The organism is Pseudomonas yamanorum (assembly GCF_900105735.1).
In the GTDB taxonomy this organism is placed as follows: domain Bacteria; phylum Pseudomonadota; class Gammaproteobacteria; order Pseudomonadales; family Pseudomonadaceae; genus Aquipseudomonas; species Aquipseudomonas yamanorum.
Window position 1 is genome coordinate 4,209,548 of sequence record NZ_LT629793.1, and the last position, 17,337, is coordinate 4,226,884.

15 protein-coding genes are annotated in these 17,337 nt (G+C 60.5%); 7 read left to right on the forward strand and 8 right to left on the reverse strand.

Annotated elements, in window-relative coordinates:
• The 7 genes from ribBA (at window position 1) to BLU46_RS19850 (ending at window position 5,087) form a co-directional block, all read left to right on the forward strand.
• A complete protein-coding gene (ribBA, locus tag BLU46_RS19820) occupies window positions 1–1,092 on the forward strand; it encodes a bifunctional 3,4-dihydroxy-2-butanone-4-phosphate synthase/GTP cyclohydrolase II (RefSeq protein ID WP_017476289.1) in 1,092 nt (363 codons plus the stop codon).
• 90 nt (window positions 1,093–1,182) lie between these two features.
• Window positions 1,183–1,659, forward strand: coding sequence for a 6,7-dimethyl-8-ribityllumazine synthase (ribH, locus tag BLU46_RS19825; protein ID WP_003209986.1), 477 nt, complete (start codon window positions 1,183–1,185; stop codon window positions 1,657–1,659).
• Window positions 1,656–2,156, forward strand: a complete 501-nt coding sequence (gene nusB / locus BLU46_RS19830) for a transcription antitermination factor NusB (RefSeq protein WP_017476288.1) — start codon at window positions 1,656–1,658, stop codon at window positions 2,154–2,156. The genes ribH and nusB overlap by 4 nt, the downstream gene beginning before the upstream one ends.
• 18 nt (window positions 2,157–2,174) lie before the next feature.
• Entirely contained in the window at window positions 2,175–3,128 is a 954-nt protein-coding gene (thiL, locus tag BLU46_RS19835) for a thiamine-phosphate kinase (protein WP_093204668.1), read from the forward strand.
• 128 nt (window positions 3,129–3,256) lie between these two features.
• Window positions 3,257–3,874 carry a GTP cyclohydrolase II gene (ribA, locus tag BLU46_RS19840; protein ID WP_063026867.1) on the forward strand — a complete coding sequence of 206 codons (618 nt, stop codon included), beginning with the start codon at window positions 3,257–3,259 and terminating at the stop codon, window positions 3,872–3,874.
• Window positions 3,871–4,290 carry a hypothetical protein gene (locus BLU46_RS19845; RefSeq protein ID WP_063026869.1) on the forward strand — a complete coding sequence of 140 codons (420 nt, stop codon included), beginning with the start codon at window positions 3,871–3,873 and terminating at the stop codon, window positions 4,288–4,290. Before ribA ends, BLU46_RS19845 begins: the two co-directional genes overlap by 4 nt.
• Window positions 4,290–5,087 (forward strand): cobalamin-binding protein, encoded by a 798-nt coding sequence (locus BLU46_RS19850; protein WP_093204670.1) that lies wholly within the window; start codon window positions 4,290–4,292, stop codon window positions 5,085–5,087. The genes BLU46_RS19845 and BLU46_RS19850 overlap by 1 nt, the downstream gene beginning before the upstream one ends.
• A gap of 107 nt (window positions 5,088–5,194) precedes the next feature.
• On the opposite strand, the gene BLU46_RS19855 is transcribed toward BLU46_RS19850, so the two are convergent.
• From BLU46_RS19855 to BLU46_RS19890, 8 genes are all read right to left on the reverse strand, one after another.
• Complete coding sequence (locus BLU46_RS19855) at window positions 5,195–7,060, reverse strand: TonB-dependent receptor plug domain-containing protein (RefSeq protein WP_093204674.1); 1,866 nt, start codon at window positions 7,058–7,060, stop codon at window positions 5,195–5,197.
• A 142-nt stretch (window positions 7,061–7,202) separates the two neighbouring features.
• Window positions 7,203–9,101, reverse strand: a complete 1,899-nt coding sequence (gene dxs / locus BLU46_RS19860) for a 1-deoxy-D-xylulose-5-phosphate synthase (protein WP_093204678.1) — start codon at window positions 9,099–9,101, stop codon at window positions 7,203–7,205.
• A 110-nt stretch (window positions 9,102–9,211) separates the two neighbouring features.
• Complete coding sequence (ispA, locus tag BLU46_RS19865; protein ID WP_093204681.1) at window positions 9,212–10,099, reverse strand: (2E,6E)-farnesyl diphosphate synthase; 888 nt, start codon at window positions 10,097–10,099, stop codon at window positions 9,212–9,214.
• On the reverse strand, window positions 10,096–10,338 hold the full coding sequence (locus BLU46_RS19870; protein ID WP_003209964.1) for an exodeoxyribonuclease VII small subunit: 243 nt from the start codon (window positions 10,336–10,338) through the stop codon (window positions 10,096–10,098). Before BLU46_RS19870 ends, ispA begins: the two co-directional genes overlap by 4 nt.
• Before the next feature lie 88 nt (window positions 10,339–10,426).
• A complete protein-coding gene (locus tag BLU46_RS19875) occupies window positions 10,427–11,566 on the reverse strand; it encodes a Fic family protein (RefSeq protein ID WP_093204685.1) in 1,140 nt (379 codons plus the stop codon).
• 89 nt (window positions 11,567–11,655) lie between these two features.
• Window positions 11,656–11,928 carry a FecR family protein gene (locus BLU46_RS19880; protein ID WP_197680867.1) on the reverse strand — a complete coding sequence of 91 codons (273 nt, stop codon included), beginning with the start codon at window positions 11,926–11,928 and terminating at the stop codon, window positions 11,656–11,658.
• A 285-nt stretch (window positions 11,929–12,213) separates the two neighbouring features.
• Window positions 12,214–12,636 carry a hypothetical protein gene (locus BLU46_RS19885; protein ID WP_093204689.1) on the reverse strand — a complete coding sequence of 141 codons (423 nt, stop codon included), beginning with the start codon at window positions 12,634–12,636 and terminating at the stop codon, window positions 12,214–12,216.
• A gap of 1 nt (window position 12,637) precedes the next feature.
• The gene (locus BLU46_RS19890; protein WP_093204695.1) at window positions 12,638–17,197 is read right to left on the reverse strand and encodes an RHS repeat-associated core domain-containing protein; all 4,560 of its coding nucleotides are present in this window, start codon (window positions 17,195–17,197) and stop codon (window positions 12,638–12,640) included.
• Window positions 17,198–17,337: the final 140 nt, after the last annotated feature.

The window sequence follows — 17,337 nt, forward strand, 5'->3', positions numbered from 1 at the left end:
GTGGCGCTCAACAGCATCGAAGAACTGGTTGAAGACATCCGCCAAGGCAAGATGGTCATCCTGATGGATGACGAAGACCGCGAGAATGAAGGCGACCTGATCATGGCCGCCGAGTGCTGCCAGCCGGAACACATCAACTTCATGGCCAAGCACGCCCGTGGCCTGATCTGCATGCCAATGAGCCGCGAGCGCTGCGAACTGCTCAAGCTGCCGTTGATGGCGCCGCGCAATGGTTCCGGGTTTGGCACCAAGTTCACCGTGTCCATCGAAGCCACAACCGGTGTCACCACCGGCATCTCCGCTGCTGATCGCGCCCGCACCGTGCAAGCCGCAGCCGCGAAAGACGCCAAGGCCGAAGATATCGTCAGCCCGGGCCACATCTTTCCGCTGATGGCCCAACCGGGTGGCACCCTGGCTCGCGCCGGCCACACCGAAGCCGCCTGCGACCTGGCGCGCATGGCCGGTTTCGAGCCGAGCGGTGTGATCTGCGAAGTGATGAACGACGACGGCACCATGTCCCGTCGCGCCGAGCTGGAAGAGTTTGCCGCTCTGCATAACATCAAGATCGGCACCATTGCCGACCTGATTCACTACCGGATGATCCACGAACGTACCGTTCAGCGGATTGCCGAGCAGCCGCTGGACAGCGAACTGGGCCAGTTCAACCTGGTGACCTATCGTGATTCCGTGGAAGGCGACGTGCACATGGCCCTGACCCTGGGCACCATCTGCGCTGAAGAACCGACCCTGGTGCGGGTGCACAACATGGACCCGCTGCGCGACTTGCTGATGGTCAAACAGCCGGGGCGCTGGAGCCTGCGGGCCGCGATGTCCGCGGTGTCCGAGGCTGGCAGTGGTGTGGTATTGCTGCTGGGCCATCCACTGGATGGCGACGTGTTGCTGGCGCATATCCGCGAAACCGCCGACCACGTGCCGGTGAAAAAGCCGACCACCTACAGCATCGTCGGTGCCGGTTCGCAGATCCTGCGGGACTTGGGCGTACGCAAAATGCGCCTGATGAGTGCGCCAATGAAATTTAATGCCATATCCGGTTTCGACCTGGAAGTAGTAGAATACGTGCCCTCCGAATAAAGGCCGGCGTTGTTTACCCCTTGTTCGCGGTTCAAATATCACTGAGGGGCGCGCACTAAGCGCGTCCCGGCTCTTTAAGAGATTTGTCGAATGACCCTGAAGACCATCGAAGGTACCTTCATCGCCCCCAAAGGCCGCTATGCCCTGGTGGTTGGCCGCTTCAACAGCTTCGTGGTTGAAAGCCTGGTAAGCGGTGCCGTGGATGCCCTGGTTCGCCACGGTGTGAGCGAAAGCGACATCACCATTATTCGCGCTCCTGGCGCCTTCGAAATTCCACTGGTTGCGCAGAAAGTTGCGCAGCAGGGTGAATACGCGGCGATCATCGCCCTGGGCGCGGTCATTCGTGGCGGTACTCCGCACTTCGAATACGTGGCTGGCGAATGCACCAAGGGCCTGGCCCAGGTGTCCATGGAGTTCGGCGTGCCGGTCGCCTTTGGCGTGCTGACCGTTGATTCCATCGAGCAAGCCATCGAACGTTCCGGCACCAAGGCCGGTAACAAAGGTGCCGAAGCTGCCCTGTCCGCCCTGGAAATGGTCAGCCTGCTGGCACAGTTGGAGGCCAAGTGATTAGCGACGACAGCGATCAGTTCAACCCCCAGGACCCGCGCCCAGCAGACGCCGGCAAGCCCTCGAAGAGCGAAAAGCGTCGTGCGGCCCGTCAGCTCGCGACCCAGGCGCTGTACCAGCGCCACATGGCTAAAACCTCGCTGAACGAAATCGAAGCGCAATTTCGCGTCGACAACGATTTCAGCGCGGCCGATGCCAGCTATTTCCACGACATCCTGCACGGCGTTCCGGCCAACCTGCCGGAGATCGACGCTGCCTTGTCGCCGTGCCTGGACCTGGCAATCGAAGAGCTGGACCCGGTTGAACTGGCCGTACTGCGCCTGTCCACCTGGGAGCTGCTCAAGCGCGTCGACGTACCGTACCGCGTAGTGATCAACGAAGGGATCGAACTGGCGAAAGTCTACGGTTCCACCGACGGTCACAAGTTCGTCAACGGCGTGCTCGACAAGCTGGCCCCGCGCCTGCGTGAAGCCGAAGTGAAGGCGTACAAGCGCTAACTGGCGCTTGCTGACGCAATGGGCGAGTTTGAGCTGATCCGCAACTACTTCGCCGCCGCGCCCTGCGCGCAGGGCGGCGAAGGCATTGCACTGGGGATTGGCGACGACTGCGCCTTGCTGGCGGTTCCTCCCGGGGAACAGCTGGCGATTTCCACTGATACTCTGGTGGCCGGCGTGCACTTTGCCGACCCCTGCGATCCGTTTCTGCTCGGCCAGCGCTCGCTGGCCGTGGCAGTCAGTGATCTGGCCGCCATGGGCGCCAACCCCCTCGCGTTTACCCTTGCCCTGACCACCCCGACGGTTGATGCCGATTGGCTGCAACGCTATGCGCAGGGTTTGAACGCCATGGCCCAGGGTTGCGGTGTGATTCTGGTGGGTGGCGACACTACCCGTGGGCCGTTGAGCCTGACCCTGACCGTGTTTGGCCGGGTGCCGGCGGGCCAGGCCTTGACCCGCAGCGGTGCGCGGCCCGGCGACTTGCTGTGTGTTGGCGGTGAGCTGGGTAACGCGGCGGGCGCATTGCTGCTGGTACTGGGGCAGCGCACGGCAGAGGCCGCTGTCGCCGAGCCGCTGCTGGCCCACTACTGGTCGCCGCAACCGCAGTTGGCGCTGGGCTTGGCATTGCGGGGCAAGGCGACGTCTGCCATGGATATTTCCGACGGTCTTCTGGCTGATTGCGGGCATATCGCCAAGGCGTCGGCTGTCAGCTTGTTGATCGAGCAGCAAAAGCTGCCGTTGTCGGCAGCCTTGCTGGCGTTCGTTGGCGACGCGGATGCGCGGGTAGCCGCGTTGAGCGGCGGGGACGACTACGTACTGGCGTTCACCTTGCCACCTGCCGAACTGGCACCGTTGCTGGCGGCCGGTGCGCCGGTCCATGTGATCGGCCGGGTCGAGGCGGGGCAGGGCGTGACCCTGCTGGACGCGGCGGGCCAGGACATTACCCCCGCCATCCGTGGCTATCAACATTTCTGAAAGGCATAGAACCAAGCTGAAGGCCAATCGAACCTATTGATCTTTATCAGCGACAATTCAGCTTAAGCGTCTGCAGGAACCTGCTGTTACAATCTATCCCCTGTGAAATCAGAAATCAGGAGCACACGGTGCCCGTCGTTTTCGTTGCCGCTTCCAAGCTGCCAACCCCTTTTGCCACGTTCACCATGAATGGTTTTCTTGAAGAAACCACCGGGCGCGAACACGTTGTTCTGAGCCTCGGTGACGTGGCGGACGGCGCTCCGGTGCTCGGCCGCGTGCACTCCGAGTGCCTGACCGGCGATGCCCTATTCAGCCAGCGCTGTGACTGCGGCTCGCAACTGGAAGCCGCCATGCAGGCCATCGCCCGCGAAGGCCGTGGCGTATTGCTGTACTTGCGTCAGGAAGGCCGTGGTATTGGCCTGCTGAACAAAATCCGCGCCTATGAGCTGCAGGATGGCGGCGCCGACACCGTGGAAGCCAACGAGCGCCTGGGTTTTGCCGCTGACCAGCGTGACTACGGGATCTGCCTGCCGATGCTCCAGCACCTGGGGGTCAAATCCCTGCGGCTGATGACTAACAACCCACGAAAGGTCAAAGCCTTGACCGACATGGGCATCACCGTCGCCGAGCGCGTGCCGCTGCACACCGGCCACAACCCGCACAACAAACTCTACCTGGCCACCAAGGCCAGCAAGCTCGACCACATGATGGGCAACGAGCACCAGGGCGAGGTCGACCGGGCGTGACGCGCGGCCAGGTCAAGCGGCGACTGTCGTTTAACTGGTGGCAATACCTGGCGTTGGCGTTGGTGCCATTGTTTGTGATCAACCTGGTGTTTGGCAAGGCCGAGCCCTTGCTGCCGGTGCTGGCGATGCCGTTTTTCATCGCCGGCGTGGCCTCGATGTTTGTCAGCCTGCGTTACTTCCATGGCTATAAACACGCACTGATCGCCACCGGCAAAGCCCTCGATACTCCTGACGAACCGGCTGCCTGGATCACCCTCGCGGCCCGTCGTCGTGTGGCGTTGCTGGTGGCTGCACTGCCGGCCTGGGTCGGCGCACTGGCGGTGTTTGTCGGGCTGGAAGCGGTGCCGCTGTTTCTGCTGGCACTGTCGACCCTGGTGCTGTTCTACCTCTATCGCATTCCGCGTCAGTTGGGTTGATGCGCGCCTGGCTGGCGGTGTTCCTGCTGGTCGTCGCGGCCCAGGTTGCGGCGGTCGAGCGGGTTGTCAGCCTTGCTCCTTCTTTGTCTGAAATCGTCGTTGAGCTGGGCGCTGCTGATTTGCTGGTAGGCGTGCTGGATGGCGGCGAGCGGCCACAGGCCTTGGCGAAGGTGCCTTCGGTGGGAAACTACGGGCAGTTGGACATGGAACGGCTGCTCAGCCTCAAGCCGGACCTGATCCTGCTCTGGCCCGGCAGCGTCGGCCCGGCCCAGCGTGAGCAGCTCCAACGCCTGAACATCCCGGTGTTTGTCGCCGAGCCCCACAGCCTCGAACAACTCACCTCGCAAGTCGAAACCATTGCCCAGCAACTCGGGCGGGCTGATGCCGGCCGGCAATTGGCCGTGCAGCTGCGTCAGCGCTTGGCCGAGTTGCGCTTGCGCTATCACCGGGTCGAGCCGTTGCGGGTGTTTTATCAGGTGTGGAACCAGCCGCTGTACACCGTTGGCGGCGGGCAGATCATCAGCGACGCGTTGAGTGTGTGCGGGGCGCGCAATGTGTTCGATGATCTGAAATTACCTGCACCGCAGGTCAGCATCGAGTCGGTGCTGCAGCGTAATCCCGAGGTGATTCTGGCGGGCGATCAATCGCAGCTGGATGCCTGGAAGGCGTGGCCACAGGTAGCGGCGGTGGCTGCCGGGCATTTGCTGGTGGTGCCCGACAAGGGCCTGGAGCGGCCCAGCGGGCAGATGCTGGAAGCGGTGGCGCGGTTGTGTCAGGTGATTGCACCGGGGCTGTGAGACCGCTATCGCAGGCAAGCCAGCTCCCACATTTGACCGCGTTCATGCATGCGACGCGGTTAAATGTGGGAGCCGGGCTTGCCCGCGATGAGGCCGGTGCAGACGACTTAGAGCTCCGGTGTCCAGGTCACCCCGAACATCAGCGCCCGGCCTTCTTCCCGGTAGCCATATTGCCGGCCTTGATACTGATACAGCGCCCGGCTGTAGGCTTTGTTCAGCAGGTTATCGAGCTTCATTTCCAGGCTGATCTCACGATTTACCGCCCAACTGCCCCGTAGACCGAGTAAACCGTACCCGCCCAGGCGTTGCTGGTTCGCCGCATCGTTGTAGCTGCTGCTCACCGCTTGCCAGCTGGCGCCGACGCCGAACTGATCGAATTGGCGATCCAGGTCCAGGCTCAGGGTGCGCTTGGCTCGACGGGCCAGTGTGCGCCCGGTGTCGCGGTCCCGTGGGTCGATCAGCGCGATGCCGAGGCTGCTTTGCCAGCCGAGCAGCTCTTGCTTGAGCGCCGCTTCGAAGCCGTTGATGCGCGCGGAGCTGACGTTTTGCGGGACGTTACCGTCGAATACGATCGCGTCATTCAGGTCGGTCCGGTACAGCGAGGCCTCCAGTCGGCTGGTGTCGCTGAGCTGGCTGCGCCACTGTATTTCATAGCTTTTCGAGGTTTCCGGTTTGAGGTTCGGATTGCTGCTTTTTTCGCGGTTGAAGTCCGGGAAATACAGGTCATTGAACGTCGGCGCGCGAAAGCCCTCGCTGTAGCTCAGCAACAGATCATTGTCCGGATTGAGAGGCAGGGTGAAGGTGCCGCTCCAGCTGTTGTGGCCGCCGAACTGTTGGTTCTGGTCGCGGCGCAAGCCCAGTTCTGTGGAGAAAGATTGGGCCTGGAAACGGTGCTGGATAAATGCGGCGCGGTTCCAGCGACTGTCCTCATTGAGCTGGGCGCTGCTGTTGACCTGGTCCTCGTACCAGTCGCCGCCCAGGATCAGGCTGTTCTGCTCATTGAGGGTCAGGTCGTTTTGCCAGTTCAGCGAGTTGCGGTAGGTGTTGAACACGCTGCGTTCGGTGCTGAGCTTGTCCCGGGTTTCTTCGCGGTTTTCGCTGTGGCCCGCTTCCAGCCGGGACTTCCACACGTCATTGATGCGCGCGTCGACATAGCTGCTGACGCTGCTTACGGTGAAGTTGGAATAGGGCTTTTGCGGGGAGAACGAGTTGTCGAATTCGCTTTTGCCACGATTATCCAGCACGTTCACACCCGCTTCGAGGTCATCGTTGAAGGCATGGCTCAGGCTGAAACTGGTGGACTGGTTGCGATAGGCGTCATGGTCGCGGTCGCTGGGGTACGAGGCATACGTGCGATTGATCCCGGCGGTGTCATCCAGGCTGGCGCCGAGGTTGAAGCGGGTTTTCTCGTCACCGCCGGACAGGCCCAAGCTGCGGCCCCACGTCTGGTTGCTGCCAAAACCCACATGCAGGCGGGGTTGCAGGCCGGACTCGTTGCTGCGCCGGGTAAAGATCTGAATCACCCCGCCAATCGCATCGCTGCCGTAGATCACCGATCGCGAACCGCGCAGCACTTCCACCCGTTCGATCTGTTGGATGTTCAGGTGCTGCAGGTTGCTGTCGCCGGAGGTCGAGTTGCCAATGCGCTGGCCATCGACCAACACCAGGCTTTGGGCCGATTTGGTGCCACGAATGTAAATGCTTGCCAGGCTGCCACGGCCACCGGCTTGTGAAACCTGTACGCCGGGCACGCGGCTCAGCAGGTCGGTCACGCTGGTGGGTTGCAGGCGGTCGATGTCGTCGCGGGTAAAGACGGTGTTGGCGGCACTGCTATCGTTGCGCGCCTGGACCTGGCGGTTGGCGCTGATCACCACGTCGGGCAGCTTGAGGGCGTCGTCGCGTTCGAAGCTGTCGGCGAGCAGGTCGGTGGCTGGCAGTAACAGAAGGGGCAGGGCGAGGCGAAGGCGGATCATGGGCTGTCCGTAGCATTTGAAGTGAGCATAAAACAAATGTGGGAGCGGGCTTGCTCGCGAAGGCGCAGTGTCAGTCAATACATCTGTTGACTGACCCACCGCTTTCGCGAGCAAGCCCGCTCCCACATTTTTAATCGCGTTTCTACAGGCCCAGCAGGGCCATGCGCTGACGAACCGAAGCTTCAATCCCCGCTTCATCCAGCCCACACTCGGCCAGCATCTGCGCCGGTTTGGCATGCTCGACATACACGTCCGGCAAGCCCAGATGCAGCACCGACTTGAGGATGTTCTCCCGCGCCAGGAACTCACTGACTGCCGCACCGGCGCCGCCCATGATGGCGTTTTCTTCAAGGGTCACCAGCAGCGCATGGCTGCCGGCGATCTCGCGCACCAGGGCTTCGTCCAGTGGTTTGACGAAGCGCATGTCCACCACCGTGGCGTCGATCTTCTCGGCCACTTTCAAGGCTTCAGCCAATTGCACGCCGAACACCAGCAAGGCAACGTTGCTGCCCTGGCGACGCACGATGCCCTTGCCGATCTCGATAGGCTCAAGGTCCTTTTCGATCACGGCATTCGGGCCGTTGCCCCGCGGGTAACGCACAGCCGCCGGGCCGTTGTACAGGTGGCCGGTGCTGAGCATCTTGCGCAGTTCGTTCTCGTCGCTTGGGGTCATCACCAGCATACCGGGGATGCAGCGCAGGTACGACAGGTCGAAGCTGCCGGCGTGGGTCGGGCCGTCTTCGCCCACCAAACCGGCACGGTCGATGGCGAACAACACGTCGAGGTTCTGCACCGCGACGTCATGAATCAACTGGTCATAACCACGTTGCAGGAACGTGGAGTAGATCGCGACTACCGGCTTGGCGCCTTCACAGGCCATGCCGGCGGCGAAGGTCACCGCGTGTTGCTCGGCGATGGCCACGTCGAAATAGCGCAGCGGGAAACGCTCGCTGAATTCCACCAGGTCGGAACCTTCCTTCATCGCCGGGGTGATGCCCACCAGGCGTGGATCGGCGGCGGCCATATCGCACAACCATTCGCCAAACACACCAGAGTACTTCGGCCCGCTGGCTTTCTTGGGCGCAGCAGCCGGGGCGTTCAGCGGTTCAAGCTTGGTGATCGCGTGGTAACCAATCGGGTCGACTTCCGCCGGGGCGAAGCCTTTGCCTTTTTTGGTGACGATGTGCAGGAACTGCGGGCCTTTAAGGTCACGCATGTTGCGCAGGGTCGCGATCAGGGTTGGCAGGTCGTGGCCGTCGATCGGGCCGATGTAGTTCCAGCCCAGCTCTTCGAACAGGGTGCCGGGAACCAGCATGCCCTTGGCATATTCTTCGGTACGACGGGCAATTTCCCACGCGCCGGGCAAACGCGAGAGCACCTTTTTGCTGCCTTCACGCATGCTGGCGTAAGTGCGGCTGGAGAGGATTTTTGCCAGGTAATTCGACAGGCCACCGACATTGCGCGAGATCGACATGTCGTTGTCGTTGAGGATTACCAACATGTTGGCGTTCACTTCCGGCGCGTGGTTCAGCGCCTCGAAGGCCATGCCGGCGGTCAACGCGCCATCACCGATCACCGCAATCGCCTTGCGATCACTGTTCTGCAGGCGGGCGGCAATGGCCATGCCCAGCGCTGCACTGATGGAGGTGCTGGAGTGGCCGACGCCAAAGGTGTCGTACTCGCTCTCGGAGCGACGCGGGAAGGCGGCGATGCCGTCCTTCTGGCGCAGGCTGGCCATGCGCTCGCGGCGTCCGGTGAGGATCTTGTGCGGATAGGCCTGATGACCCACGTCCCACACCAGCCGGTCGTCCGGGGTGTCGAACACGTAATGCAGCGCAATGGTCAGCTCGATGACGCCCAGGCCGGCACCGAAATGCCCACCGGTCTGGCCGACCGTGTAGAGCAATTCCAGGCGCAACTCATCGGCCAGGGTTTCCAGCTCGGCTTCACCCAGGCGGCGCAGACCGGCTGGCGTGTTGGCACGGTCCAGCAGGGGCGTGGCCGGGCGCTTGCGGGGAATCTCTTGGAACGTCGTGGGCATCAGGCGAATCGTTATAGGTATAGAAGAGGCGGCAGTTTACCTCAAGCATCGCAAACTGCCCACGCAGAGCGCCGAACTTGGCTGATATGCGGTGGAAGAGGCCGCTGCTGTCAGTGGCGACGTTCGACGATATACCGCGCCAGGTCACGCAGTGGCTCGGCAGCCGCGTCGAAAGGTCGCAGGGCATCCAGGGCCTGATCCCGCAGCTCCAGCGCGTAAGTCTTGGCGGCTTCCAGGCCGAGCAGTGAAGGATAAGTCGGCTTGTCCCGTGCGATATCGGCACCCTGGCGTTTGCCGAGGGTTGCGGTATCACTTTCAACGTCGAGAATATCGTCCTGCACCTGGAAAGCCAGGCCGATGGCCCGCGCGTAGGTTTGCAGCGCCGCCAGTTGCGCGGCTTCGGCACGGCCACTGGCCAGGGCGCCGAGGTGCACGGCGGCTTCGATCAGCGCGCCGGTCTTGTGGCGGTGCATGTATTCCAAGGCTTTTTGATCGAGCTTCAAACCGACCGAGCCCAAGTCAATTGCCTGGCCGCCGACCATGCCGGCAGGGCCTGCGGCCAGTGCCAGCGCGGTAACCATGCGCAAGCGGATCTCGGCGTTGACGTTGCTCAGGCGCGGGTCCAGCAGAGCGCTGAACGCCAGGCTTTGCAGGCCGTCACCGGCGAGAATCGCACAGGCTTCATCAAAGGCTTTATGGGTAGTGGGCTGGCCGCGACGCAGATCGTCATCGTCCATCGCCGGCAAATCGTCGTGTACCAGGGAATAAGCGTGGATCAACTCCACCGCGCAGGCGGCGCCGTTGGCTTCCTCCGCCTGAGCGCCGAGTGCTTCGCAAGCCGCGTAGGCGAGCAAGGGGCGAACGCGCTTGCCACCGTTCATCACGCTGTAACGCATGGCCTCATACAGGCGGTTCAGCTCAGGGCTGGGCGCGACAAACAGCGGTTCCAGCGCAGCATTGACCCGGGCCTGGCTGCCGGCCTGATAAGCGTCGATCATTCAGGCTGTTCCGCATCGAAAGGTTCTTCGGCCAACTCCCCGTCGCGCTCCAGCAACACCTGGACCTTCTGCTCCGCCTGCGCCAGGGCGCTCTGGCAGTCGCGGGTCAGTCCGATGCCTTGCTCGAATGCGGTCAACGAGTCTTCCAGCGACAACTCGCCGTTCTCCATACGCTCGACCAGGGTTTGCAGGTCAGCGAGGGATTGTTCGAAATCGAGTGCAACTTTTTTGCGGGCCATGGCGGCTATTCCGGTAGACGGTAAACCGGCGCGACACTAGCAGACATGGGGGATTGGGGCAAATGAGTGGGGGGATTTGCCTTGAAAATCAATCGCCTTGAGTGTTGATTTGATAGCGGGTGCTGCGGCCGCCGCCGGGTAGTCGAACCAGGCAGTTTTTTTCCAGAAGATCGGCCAGATGTCGGGTCGCCGTGGCCTTGGAGACTTTGGCCACTGCTTGATATTGGGCCGCGCTGATCCCGTGCTCAAAGCCTTTTTCGCCGCCGTCGAGCAGGCGATTCAAGACTTTGGTCTGTTCTGCGCTGAATGCGTGGTCCCGATGCTGCTGCCAGAAGCGGGTTTTGCCCAGCACCCGGTCAATCCGCACCATGGCCTGCTGCAAGCTACGAAGCAGCGTTTGCAGGAACCACTCAAGCCAATCGGTGATATCCAGCGTGGCCTTTTGACTGGTTTCCAGTGCGCGGTAATAGCCCGCCCGATCTTCAAGGATGCTCGCCGACATGGCGTAGAAGCGGATCGCCTGGTTCTCTGCCTGGGCAAGCGCGAGGTCGGTAATAGCCCGCGTCAGACGACCGTTGCCATCGTCGAAGGGGTGCAAGGTGACGAACCAGAAATGCGCCAAACCTGCGCGCAGCAATGGGTCAAGGGCTGCATGATTCCGACTGGCTTCAAACCATTCGATGAAATCGTCCAGCGACTGCTCTAGCCCTTGGCGGGGTGGGGCTTCGAAATGCACAGTGGGTCGGTCCAGTCGTCCCGACACAACCTGCATGGGCTCATCCCCCCTTAGCGCGCCTACGTTCAAGCCGTGGGTGGAAAAGCGGGCCTCCTCGGCGGGAAACAACCACCGATGCCAGTTAAATAGACGGGTGAGGGTAAACGGTTGAGCAAACTGCTGCGTGGCGTCCAGCATCAAGTCAGCCAGACCCTCGCTACGTCGGCTCACGGAGCCGTCTTGCAATTGCTCCAGGCCCAGGCGTCGGGCCAAAGAGGAACGTACCGAGCCCACATTCAGCTGCTCACCCTCGATTGCCGAAGAGGTCAGAATGTTTTGCAGCAACGCATCCAGTTCATTCTCTGAATTCTGTGCCTGGCTGACCGAACCGAGCATGCCCAGCAACTTTCCTTGCGCCTGCGTGCACTCTCGCAATAACGCTGCGAGGCGCTCAGGTTGCCAGTGAAAGTGCGGCCAGTCGGGTTGTTGCCAGATCCAGTTCGGGTGATCCATGGGGGCATACTCGGTGTGTGAGCCGAATAGAAGGCTTAATCGGCTCATTTGGTGAGCCGATTGTGTGAGCTATTCGGCTCACTGTCCAGTCAGCTGCGAACGATCAACACCCGACGGGTGAGGGGAGTGGTGCGCAGTTTCTGACTGCTGATCAGCGCGTCTAAGGCACTGGCGACCTGATTCAGATTGAATCTGGCGCTGATGGTGCGTTGCCCGACTTTATCGTCGAGCCAGATCACATGGCCGCCTTGATAGCGCACCAATTCTTCAAGCATCTCACTTAATGGTGCATCCCGCACACTTAGCTGGCAGTTGCGCCAGGGCGGCAGGTGTTCTGCGTCGACAGCTTGGAGGGCTTGCACATGCTCGCATCACGATGCGCAACTGTTCGCCCGGCAGCAGTAACTGATGTTGCCCGGCGGCGGCCACTTCAACACTGCCGCTTAACAGAATGACTTCGTCGGTTGTGTGGCTATGCGCGATGGAAAGTTCGTTGCCGAGTTGTGGGGCATGACTTGGTTTGAATGTTGCTTCATTCGCCTGGGGAGCAGTATTCAGACGGACGGTAATCTCCTTGTAGCTCAATTACTGGCGCTGGGCCGGGGGAGTTCTTTATGGATGGGCGAGGGGGGACGATGATCTTAAGTTTAGTCGTGCGTGAGGTCGGCGTAGTCTATTTGGCCTTCAAATGCTAAACAGGCAATCCAGTGTAGGCTCTGAGGAAAAATGTAGGTGTGTTGGGGGAAGTCTGCAAAGATCTCGAGTGCTTTCTTGATATCATTAATATTTATAGAGTAAGCGTGCTCAATAGCGGAGTCACTCAGGAAAATTACTTGCTGAATTCCGAGGCTACCAAGCTTTTCTGCAACGATAGTTAGCGCTAAAGGTCTGTCCATATAGCTTAGTTCTGTAGCGTTCTCCAAAGCTTTCCAGTCTATTTTGCTTCCGGCGAAAATGATTTTATTTTGAATGTTATTTATAAAATCTTCCTGCTCCTTGTCTGATAGTCGCTCGTAAAGGATGCCATTTTTATTTAGCGTTTCTACAAGGTTGTTATCGAAGTAGTTCATGTTATTTGAATCTCTTGTTTATTTTCATTACTAGTTTGTGTGAGCCCTCGAAAAGATAGTGAGGTCCTTTCTTTTTTTCAGACCAAACGTTTATGTGCGCACCATTCTTTTTGTCGTGTTCGACGCGGAATCCAGTTTTTTCATCCATTGTTTGCATACCTATGGGTTTGCCCGAACTGGTGCCGAACTTTCCAAGTTTAGGCTTTTCCGCATGGAAATTATTTTCTCGCAGCCACCTCAGAGCCTTGTTTAAAGCCTGTTCATACGTTGAGGATCTAACTTCACCACCTGTTTCTGGTGGCTTTTCCTCATGACGCTGTCGGGCTGTTCTTTCTTTTTTACCCGGACAGTTCCCGGGAACGCATGCTAACCCCAGCGGGTCCACCCACCCCGTAGGGTTGGGCACGTACTGGTATCCGTTCAGCCCACCCGCCAGTTTCACCGGATCAGGCGTCAGATAGCGACCAACATCCGGATTGTAGTAGCGATGACGGTTGTAGTGCAGCCCGCTTTCCGGGTCGAAGTATTGGCCCTGGAAGCGCAGCGGGTTGGTAACGGTGTTGACGTCCAGCTTCGCGATTTGGCCGTAGGCGCGGTAGTGCGCGGACCAGACGATTTCGCCGTCGGGCGCGGCGAGTTCCTGCGGGGTGCCGAGGTGGTCGAGTTGGTAGTGGAAGGGTTTTACGTCTTCCGGGCCGTAGCCCTTCAGCAGAACTAACGGGCGGAAGCTGTTGGGTTCGTAGAGGTAGCTCTGGTGGTGATCGGCGCGGTGTTCGGCGATCAGTGCGTCGCCTTGCCAGAAGAATTCGGTAGTTTGACCGTTCACGACTTTTGCGACGCGCCGATCAAAAGGATCGTAGCGGTAGCTGGCCTGGGTGCCGTCGGGTTGGGTGACGGCAATCAGCCGGTGCTGGCAGTCGTAGCGGTATTCGGTGACCAGTTGTTGAGCGCGGCCCCGGCGTTCGCGCAGGAGGTTGCCGAAGGCGTCGTAGTCGTAATGACGGTCGCCTTGCATCAAGAGCCGGTTGCCTTTGACGATGCCGGGGCCGACGCGGTCTTGCATCAGCAGGTTGCCCGCCGGGTCGTGGACGAAGCGTTCCTGCAAGTCGTGCGAGTGGTTGGCGCGGGTCAGGCGGTCGAGTGGGTCATAGTGGTAGTCGTGCTGGCCTTTGCGGGTGTCGAGGATGCGGGTGAGGTTGCCGCGTTTGTCGTAGTCGTACTGGCGGCGCTGGTGGCGTTGTTCCTGTTGGGTGATGGCGTGGGCGTGCAGGCGGCCCTGGTCGTCGTAGTGGTAGTGGCTGAGGAGTTGGCCTTGCTGGCGTTGGTGCTCGCGGCCGGATTTGAACAGGTGCGAGGTGAGCAGGTTGCCGTTGAGTTCGATGGTGGCGAGGTCGCCGCCTTTTTCGTGGTGGAAAGCGAGGCGGTTGTTATCGGGCAGGCGCAGGTAGTTGAGTTGCCCGCATTCGTCGTAGCCATAGCGCAACGTGCCCCAGCCTTGGTGCTCGGCGGTGAGGCGGTTTTGCAGGTCGTATTCGTAATGGAGCGGCCAGTGACCGTCGTCGACGCTGAGGAGGTTGCCGAGGCGGTCGTAGGTGTAATCAACCGTGCTGCGGTCGGGCAGGGTTTTTCTTACGAGACGACCGGCCGCATCGCGCGCATAACCGGTAACCAGCTGACTGCCATCGTCGCCGTACTCGGTCTTTTCCAGCAGATGCCCGGCGAGGTCGTAGACATAGGCAGTACGGCGCCCATCAAAGCTGGTTTCCTGTTGGATCAGGCCGTTGGCGTGGTACTCAAGCCGATAGGTTTCGCCGACCTCGTTTTCGATTTCGGTCAGTAACAACCGGGCATTGTCGTAGCGGTATTTGAGTTGCGTGCCGTCCGGATTAATCCGATGGCTGATCAGGTGCAGACCGTCGGCATACTCATAGCGCGTAACCCGGCCCAGCTCGTCGCGCTCGGCAGTGATTTTTCCGTAGGGGTTGTAGCTGAATTCGCGAGTGGCGCCGTCCGGCTGAATCACCTTCAGCAAGCGTCCCATGGCGTCCCACTGATACTGGGTCAGCGCGCCATGCTCATCCTCGCAAGCAACCTGCCGCCCCAGGTCGTCGTAGCGATAGTGCCTTACGCTACCATTCGCCAGCTTCTCCTCAATGAGCTGACCACGTTCGTCCCAGATCAGCCGCTGACTGCTGTTGTCCGGATACCAGACCCCGGTGAGCTTTCCGTGTTGGGTGTAGGTGTATTCGGTGTAGTTACCATCCGGATCGGTCTTGCGGGTGATATCGCCTTGATCGTTACGTTGGTATTTCCACACCGCGTCACCACGGCGTACAACCCGCACGAAACCGTTGTCATGCTCGTAGGACGTGGGTGCATCGTCACCGGGAAACAGCGCAATCAACCGACCGGCTTCGTCGTACTGATAGGCCGTCACCGCTCCCAGCGGGTCCTGCTCGACCGTCAGGCGGCCTTTTTCATCGTAGGATTTGAAGTGCTGCGCGCCGTCCGGATCGATCCGCTGCACCAGCCGTGCGCGCTGGTCGTGGACGTAGACTTCCTGGCTGCCATCGGCGTTGTGTACGGTGACAGTGCCGTTGTCATCCCACACATACCGCGTGTCCATCTGCGAAAAGCTGGCCCAGTGGCGGACACACCTTGCAGCCTTGCCAGACCGTTCCCACTCCCAAAAGAAACTCGCCCCACCGGCCAGTTCCCGCTCCAGGATTACCTGCTGATCGTCGTATCGATAACGCTCGCTTTCGCCTACCGCGTTGGTTGCTTCGATCAACCGCCACGCATCGTCGTACGTGTAGGCAACAACGTTCTGCTCGGTAACCCAGCCGATTTCCCGCTGCACCTGATAGTCGACCGCAACGATGTGTCCACGGTCATACCGCAGCAGCAATCCTTGGCCGGCGCCGTTATCGATACGCTGAATCCGTCCGGAATAGTCGCGGGCAATACGCAGCCGGTTGTCGTACGCGTCGCTGATCGACGTCAGCACACCGTCGCGGAAGTGGTAGAAAAGGGAGGCTTGAGCCAGCACCAACTCATCGGGCAAAGCACCCAGATAAATCGCCGCTTCCGCCAGGCTATTGGTGATGGCCGGCCGTGCAGCAGAAGGCAGGGGAAAGGTAGTGCTGCGGTTTTCGTGATCGGTCCACACCACCGACTCACCGCTCACCACCAACCGCTGCGCCAGCGCATGACTCCAGCCAAACCCCAACCCGCAATCCAACTCCACGGCACTGCTGCGATACAGCCGCGTCCAGGCAAACGGCAGCACACCCTCCAACGAGCCGTCAGTGAGGGTCAGCAGTTCCTCACCGGTAACCATTGATACCGGGCAGCCATTGGTTGCGGTCTTATCTGCGGGCGCCGCCGCGTCACCACCGGGATTCTTCGCAGGGGAGGGAACATCATCGACATGCGCTTTCTCGCGAACCACAGTGTTCTGACGCGGCCCCCAGCGCACCTGCACGCCACCTTTTTTCAACCCCTCCACAGCGCCCCGAACCGCCACGGCCTTATAGTGATTCACTGCCCCCATAAAGCTCTGAAGAACGTCGAAAATACCCTTCACAAACTCAATGGCTGCCTCAACAATCCGAGCGCCATACCTGAGCGCACGCGAACTCAGATAAGCGATGCCCGCCGCCGGCAAAACAACCGTCAGCAACGCAGCCACCAACAAGTCGATCAGCAACGACACCACAAACCCGGCCACCGCCTCGGCGGTACTCCCGGCCACCTCACTGGGCGGCAACGCCGACAGCCAAATCATCGCCGTGCGCAACATCAGGTACAGCGCCGCCTCATCACTGGCCAGCAGCATCGCCTGTTCCATAACTTTTGGCGCAGTGCGAGTCAGCTCCATCAATTCGCTGGCTTTCGCCCCGAGGCTTTCAAACAGCTTGCCGGGGTCTTTGAAGATCTCCTGCACCTGCTTGATGGCGTCCCACACCCCGCTGATCGCCGCCCAACTTCCCGCCAGCACGCCATTGCCAATCGCGCTTGAAGTGGACCTTTCCCAGTGCGGCCGGAAACCACCCCATTGCTTGCGAAGCCAGCTTTCCAGGTCCGCGGTCAAACCGTCGTATGACGAAAACAGTGCCTCGACGTGCTCGTCCGAAACACCGCCTTGCACCCGTATCCGGTAACGCTGGCCGGCCAGGCAATGGTGAGAGCCTTTTCCCTGTTCATCGAGCATGACGACGGTAGAGCTGCCGTCGTCCAGCCCAATTACCTCAATCGGGATACCTCCCAGCGGCACGTCATACACCGACTCGAACTTGCTCTCGATCTCCAGTACGCCACTGGCCTCACAGCGCACCACCGTCGAGAAGTTGTCATCGGCCATGCTCACCGACTTGCTTGAATCCCCTACCCGAATGATCCGGTCCATTCCCAGCAACGACGGCAAATCCGGTGCATGGCTGACCTTATCCAGCGCTTGCGAATACCAGGCGCCCACCTGCTGGCGATACACCGCCAGGCTCTGATGAAAGCCATCCAGTTCGTGTTCGATATGGGCAATGTGGGACGAAGAAGCAGTCATCCATGACGTCTCTGCAAAGGGGAGGCGTCGGAGTCTGCAACAGCAAAATGGGGCCTGGACGAGTGGTCCGGAAAATCAGATTGGGCTTACGAGGAGGGCGATTTTTTCCGTGCCAAGCTACTGCCCGGCACTACGTAAAA